This window comes from Paenibacillus sp. 01T47 (assembly GCF_056398245.1).
In genome coordinates this window covers 68,917-75,420 of sequence record NZ_JBFTPA010000024.1, presented here as the reverse complement: position 1 = coordinate 75,420, position 6,504 = coordinate 68,917, and the positions used below count along the sequence as shown (strand labels likewise).

Here is a 6,504-nt window from a genome sequence, read left to right as displayed (position 1 = left end):
CTTGAACGGGACATTGAAGCCTACATTCACTTTTACAATTACGAACGATTACAGGCGAAACTAAACGGCCTCAGTCCAATGGAGTTTAGGACTAAGGCCGTTTAACAGGTTTTATTATTTGTAATGTCTACTTGACGGGGTGCAGTTCAAATACCGGCAGCCTCGTTTTAATGTTTATTAAGTTATATTTGATTGAGAAAACAGTTCTAATCCCAATAGTTAAAGATTATCTCACCTACTGTCTTAGGCATCCAATAAAAAATTTGTTTTAGTTCAAGTTCATTTAGTGTGTTCTCATTTTTCAGCTTATTCTTATGCCCATCTAGCAGCACTTCTTCACTAAGTTCTCTTAAGTGTAAAAAGCGATATTCTTTACTATAAGCTTGAATTCCATTGATGAGAGTTTGATTCTCTATAAATATAACATTCATATATTCAACTCTTGAAGCGATAGCTATTAAAGGGTAATTATTATTTAATAAAATATAAATTTCTTCTCCGTTAAATTGTAAATCCGCACAGTAAAAATTGGTTTCCTGCAGATCGGAAACAGTGACTAGCTTTCCACCAACCTGATTTGCTAAAGCGTAGCATAGATTTTTAAACTGGCTAATGTCTACCAATGATTTAACGATATCAGTGTTATTAAATCCAGAAATTCCATCGCGAAGCAACATAATAAAACACCTCATTTTGACGTCAAAGCTAACAAACCTGTCACTACCTTAAGAAATCCACAAATAAAGACGACATACATCAGTCGGTTTTGAGAGTCGTCCCTCTTCAATTCAAATATGACATATATTCGAAAGCAGTTGTGCCATATACACTTTTAAAATGTTTATTTAAATGGGTTAAATCCACAAAACCGCATGCAGCCACTGCAGAGTAAATATCTCTATTTTTTTCGATCAACTGTTTAGCAAGTTCGATTTTGCAGTTAAGAAAGTATTGATACGGTGAAATTCCAGTATTCTCCTTGAAAAAGCGAATAAACTTAAACTTTGATAAATGAAGTTCGTTACAAATCTCATCAAGTTTCAATACCTGTTCCAGATTGGCATGAAGCATATCCTTTGCTTTGTGAATTAGTGCGGTATCCTTTTTGTTATCCGTCGAAAACTTCGTTTGGACGAGACTATCGGTGAGGGATACGAATAATTCACTACAAACGGCCTCGTCTTTTCCGCTTAATATTGCATAGGAAAGGTTTAATATCCCTTGTTTTAGTCGATCATCATACACAACAGGTTTAGGAAAACGTACGATATCCTTTTTCTCAATAACCTCCAAAAACAATTGCGGATCAATATAGATCATAACATAATCCAGACCTGTCTTATCCTGCGCCATTCCATCATGAGCCTGTTCCGGATTAAAAAACATAACACCATTCTGGTGGGATAATTGTAAAGTGCCATCCAAATTATATTTTTGGATTCCACGTAAAGTTACACCCATGGCATACTCTTGGTGGGCGTGCTTTTTATACGTAAAATCAGTCATATTCGCTGACAGCACCGTAATACCCGCTGATTTTCGATAAATAAATTTGTTCATTCCATTCACCTCTTCATCACTTGCCTACATCCAGATCATGATTGCAGCGTAAGCGAGAGATAACGCCATCAATACATTAAATGTTTTATTATACTTTTGTAAAAGCGCTTTGAAGATCGAACCAAAGAGAACCCATGTCATAAATGCCAAAAAACCAATTAACGTGATAGCTAAAATACTTAATGTGACTGCAGAACTTGTGCTATAGCTAGGCATAATGAAGGTTGGAATCACAGTCAATGTAAATAATACTACCTTTGGATTTAAAAACTGCATAAGAAATCCTGACAAGAAAGTAGCCGTTTGGTTTAATGCTCCGTTTGATGCATCCATTTTGTAAATTTGATAAACAAGATAAAACATATAACCACTTCCAATGATCTGCATCACAATGATTATTTTCGGTATAATCGTTATAAGAATCGTGTTCAGCAAAGCAGAAATTACAAGTAAGGAGGCAAAACCAATTGTTGCTCCAAACGAATATTTCATTGCCTTTTTTACACCGAAATTATGCACAGTGGATAATATGACGATATTGGTAGGTCCAGGTGTAAACGTAGCAATCGTACAGTAAATCAAAAAAGATGTAAAATCCATGAGAATACTCCTTTCAAGCTCTTCTCATAGCCTACATCTTAAAATGAAATTCCTATAGTATATTATTGCAGAACTAACGTTTATTTCGCTATGGTTCTATGTGGCAAATCTGAAATCGGTATCCGTTTGAAGCTTCGTCACTGAAGAAAACCGTTTTAGGTTCTGAATAGTTAAATCGATAAATTCTTGGTTAAAATGAAACTCTCCCGCTAGAGTCGAATTTATATGCCCACTGGAATCGTATCTTGAAGTTGATAATGAATATGAAACCAAAAAGTCTCCTTTGTGATTGATTCGCTCAAATGACATTGTAAATTCATTCGGAGACATTGATTGTAAACTGCATTTTTTTGAAACTCTCCCACTCTCAACTTGATTAATAAATTGCATCAGCTCGTCTATTGAAAACCATACTTCTGCATTATAACCTGAAAATTTGTTATCAATCACATCAATGGTACAGGATAGACTAGGGAGGCGGTTATGTATATACTCTTCAAGTGTAAAATTAATGTATGATTTTTTGTCGTCAGAATATATCCTAAAGTCATAATCTGTTATAGGTTCTAACATCAATTATCCTCCTAACATGACTTACGATTTGAAGATGGAGTCGATACTCTCTCTAACGTAATCTAATATCCAGTGATTATAGTTTAAGTAAAGTTCCTGGAGAGGTGCCGTTGTGTTTGAAACTATATCTAAACCTCTGCTGTCATATAAATAAAAAATCGTATTACGAGTTGTATTCACGAAAAATATTCTATGATACGCGAAGAGAAACATTGCAGGTTTAATATCTGATGTTTTGCAACTCAGCACATAACGGAACGATATCCATTCATCATCCTCTTCATCAGATACCGTAAAGCTGTTACAAATAAGTTTTTTTAAAGTTTCCTTGCTTTTAACGCCTTTTTTTAAAAATTTTATCTTGTAAGGCTTACTCTTCCTTCTAAAGCTAAGAAATAAAACAATAAATATTTCATCACTTTCACTGTGCGTTTCTTTAAATAGTTGAGTAGTACGATAGAGAACTTGTTCTCTGTATTTTTCATCAGAAACCAAAGGATCCGGGTCACCGATCTCAAATCGAATGCCTACATCCGCGTTATAAAATAGAGGGGATTCCAATTTGAGTCCTAGAAACTTATCATTGAGAAAACGATCAAGTAATGCTGTCACTCATTCTCCCCCTTTCCACGAAAAGAACTATAGTATTTGACTTCTTAGGTTCCAAGACTCTTCTGCCAAATCAAGCAGTGCCTGAGTGACTAACAACAGATGACTTGATTTTTCTTTTTGCTTTGTTTTATCGTCTACTTCTAAGTTACTAAGCATCTTATCAATAACCATGATAAACCTAAGCGATGCGCTCGCAGTAAAACCGAAACGGGCAAGCGTGAAATCCCCGTCCCATCCCTCATCCCTGAGTCCTTGCATATAGTTTAGAAATAATTCTTCCTTATACTCTGCTACCTTGTTAACTGGAACTTTCTTTTTTAATAACGCATATCCAAACATTCGACCAAGCTCTTCCCCTACACCTGAAATACTTGCAAACTGCCAATCAATCGCTATTAATGAATCATTTCCATTCAGTTGCTCTATAAAAATGTTATCCCAGTGTACGTCTTGATGGGCAAATACACGAGGCAGTAATTCTAATGTCTCCAGCAAGCTGTTTACTCGGTCTCTATTGATACGATAAAGCTCCCACATAGAGCTCTTACCATTAAAATCAATCAAGTAAGAATCCCAAATAACTTTTTGCTCCTCAATGGGTTTAGCATAAGCAGCACACACCTCCACCCAAGAACACATCCAATTGTGGCATAAAAAAGATTCAGTTGGGAGAGGTGTCCCTGTTATGTATGCGCCATTGTATTTTCCAAGTAAGTAGGATATTTTACACATGTGCTTGAATGACCATTCGCTTTGGACATTTTCAATAGCTATATCCTCGAGCCATATCGAGACATTTTCATCCGGATGCTCTTCTACTGTATAGCATAAGGGAGCCCTTATACCAAGTGGCAATTGATTCAGAATCACTGAACGATAAACCAGAGCTTCGCGTTTCCAGTAGTAGTAGTGATTGACTTGATTACGCATAGGATCAGGTTTTAATATCTTGAGTATCATTGTATAATTTTGCTTTCTATCATTGTCCAGAGCTATACAAGATATCCTATAAACCGAACTTTCTTCCTTGTTTTTTCCAAGAGGATTGCAATTCCACGATAATAACTGTAAATTTTGAGAAGCTACAACTCGCCGTAATAGTGACTGTAAGTAATCAGGGTCAATTTTAATATCTTTTTCCGTTTTTGCGGTTATCATTATGAACAGACCTCTGTTTCTTCAAAATATATACATTTAAAATACGTGAAACGGTCCACGATTCTTTCCTGACAATTGCGTTAACTTCCAGCTTACTTAATGAAAAAGGAAGCAGTCGCCATAGCAAACTGCTCCTTATTTGTCCAACTATCTTACCTTGTTAGCATAATACCTTTTTTATAATGACTTCAGTAGTTCTTTTAAATCATCCGTCTTATTGCTTGTCAAAATTGGAATATATTCAGTTATTTTTTCAACATCCCAGTTCCACCACTTCAAAGTATTGAGAATATCAATAGTCTCCTCGTCAAATCTATAACGGATTAATTTTGCTGGGTTACCTCCAACAATGGAATAAGACAGAACATCTTTAGTTACAACTGCGTTAGTTGCGATTATCGCACCATCACCAATATGAATCCCCGGCATAATTGTAGCATTATAGCCTATCCAAACATCGTTCCCTATAACTGTATCCCCTTTGAAACCACCACTTAGATTCTTTAGGCCGGCTTCCCACTCTCCTCCAAATGCCCCAAAAGGAAAGGTTGTAAACGAGTTTGTATTATGATTCCCACCATTCATAATAAATTTGACGTTTGATGCTATAGCGCAAAATTTTCCGATTTTCAGCTTATCACCGATAAAATCAAAATGATAAAGAACGTTTTTCTCAAAGCCTAACGGATCATTATTATCGTCATAATAGGTGTAATCTCCAACTTCAATATTTGGATTAACCACTATATTTTTAAGAAAACATAAGCTTCTGATATCCTTCATTGGGAAAACACTTTTTATATCTGGACCTATCAATTAGCGACACTCCTAAAATATATTTTTTAACTTCACCAACAATATTCTCTTTTTTATTAACATTTTATTTTTCATTTGATCCTTCAGTTAGTTTAATRGCCACAGCGGTTACTAATCAATAAAATACCAAAAAAAGAAAAAAGTTGGCTTATGTCTACTTTCTAAGTATTTCCTTACCTATCTGGTTTCGGATTTATTTCTAACCTTTTAAGCTTTCTGCCGCTTTATATCCTGTCTTGGAGGAAAGCCAAACATTCGCGAATACTCTCGACTGAATTGCGAGGGGCTTTCATAGCCTACTCGAAATGCGACATCAGTGGCATCTGTTAACTCGTTTAAAAGCAGGCGACGAGCTTCCTGCAGTCTCAGCTGTTTTTGGAACTGAATTGGGCTCATAGCCGTTACTTCTTTAAAATGCCTATGAAACGAGGAGACACTCATATTCGCTATTTCGGCAAGCTCTTCAATCCGGAAACTGCGATCATAATGATTCATGATCTGCTCAATAACCTCTCTAATTTGGTGGATTGAGCTGCCCTCCATTACAATTTGTTTTAAAACATTTCCATTCTCACCTTCCAGCACCCTATACAGAATCTCCTTCGTAATTAATGGAGCAAGAACCGGAATATCTTTAGGATTATCTAACATACGAGCTAACCTGAGGACCGCATCCAACAAAGTCGATTCCATCTGGCTGACAAACATTGCCCGCTTTGGATCAACTTTCGAGTTCACTTGATTTTCAGACTCATGTAGAACCTCTAAGATTTGGCTTGGTGTAAATTCAAGTTTAAAACCCAGATACGGCGCGTCGGGAGACGCTTCAGTAACTTGGGCTGTGACCGGCAAGTGAACAGTTGCAACAAGATACTCAGCAGGACTGTATCTATAGCACTCCTCCGCCAGCCATACTTCCTTCGCACCTTGGACAACTATACATAAGGAAGGTTTGTATACTCCATGCCTGGGTACATTAACATTTGAGATATGGATGAAAAATAAGGATGGAATAGCGGTAGGATGCACACCGTCTTTTCCAGAATAACGCTTAATGATTTCGGCGAGTTCATTCTGCTGTTTCATAATTATCTCAGACATTGGCCCCTCCAACGACGTTATTTTTATAGTTCAATTATAGACCATATGCATTTGTTACATAAGCGGTAGTGAGAGGATTAGGCA

General features: G+C 36.4%; 9 protein-coding genes. 1 reads left to right on the top strand and 8 read right to left on the bottom strand.

Annotated elements, in window-relative coordinates; translation table 11 throughout:
- The first annotated feature begins 12 nt into the window (after positions 1-12).
- On the top strand, positions 13-105 hold the full coding sequence (locus AC1DOV_RS30355) for an IS3 family transposase (protein WP_477510785.1): 93 nt from the start codon (positions 13-15) through the stop codon (positions 103-105).
- Between the two features lie 101 nt (positions 106-206).
- On the opposite strand, the gene AC1DOV_RS30350 is transcribed toward AC1DOV_RS30355, so the two are convergent.
- From AC1DOV_RS30350 to AC1DOV_RS30315, 8 genes are all read right to left on the bottom strand, one after another.
- Positions 207-677, bottom strand: a complete 471-nt coding sequence (locus AC1DOV_RS30350; RefSeq protein WP_477528577.1) for a hypothetical protein — start codon at positions 675-677, stop codon at positions 207-209.
- A gap of 106 nt (positions 678-783) precedes the next feature.
- A complete protein-coding gene (locus tag AC1DOV_RS30345; protein ID WP_477512299.1) occupies positions 784-1,560 on the bottom strand; it encodes an AraC family transcriptional regulator in 777 nt (258 codons plus the stop codon).
- Positions 1,561-1,584: 24 nt separating this feature from the next.
- A complete protein-coding gene (locus AC1DOV_RS30340) occupies positions 1,585-2,160 on the bottom strand; it encodes a LysE family translocator (protein ID WP_477512300.1) in 576 nt (191 codons plus the stop codon).
- Between the two features lie 96 nt (positions 2,161-2,256).
- The gene (locus AC1DOV_RS30335) at positions 2,257-2,733 is read right to left on the bottom strand and encodes a WapI family immunity protein (protein WP_477551838.1); all 477 of its coding nucleotides are present in this window, start codon (positions 2,731-2,733) and stop codon (positions 2,257-2,259) included.
- Positions 2,734-2,754: 21 nt separating this feature from the next.
- Complete coding sequence (locus tag AC1DOV_RS30330) at positions 2,755-3,345, bottom strand: DUF3885 domain-containing protein (RefSeq protein ID WP_477551837.1); 591 nt, start codon at positions 3,343-3,345, stop codon at positions 2,755-2,757.
- Between the two features lie 27 nt (positions 3,346-3,372).
- Positions 3,373-4,503: a hypothetical protein gene (locus AC1DOV_RS30325; RefSeq protein WP_477551836.1), complete on the bottom strand. Its 1,131-nt coding sequence runs from the start codon at positions 4,501-4,503 to the stop codon at positions 3,373-3,375.
- 177 nt (positions 4,504-4,680) lie between these two features.
- Positions 4,681-5,286 (bottom strand): CatB-related O-acetyltransferase, encoded by a 606-nt coding sequence (locus tag AC1DOV_RS30320; protein WP_477512328.1) that lies wholly within the window; start codon positions 5,284-5,286, stop codon positions 4,681-4,683.
- A gap of 240 nt (positions 5,287-5,526) precedes the next feature.
- Complete coding sequence (locus AC1DOV_RS30315; RefSeq protein ID WP_477512303.1) at positions 5,527-6,420, bottom strand: AraC family transcriptional regulator; 894 nt, start codon at positions 6,418-6,420, stop codon at positions 5,527-5,529.
- Positions 6,421-6,504 lie beyond the last annotated feature (84 nt).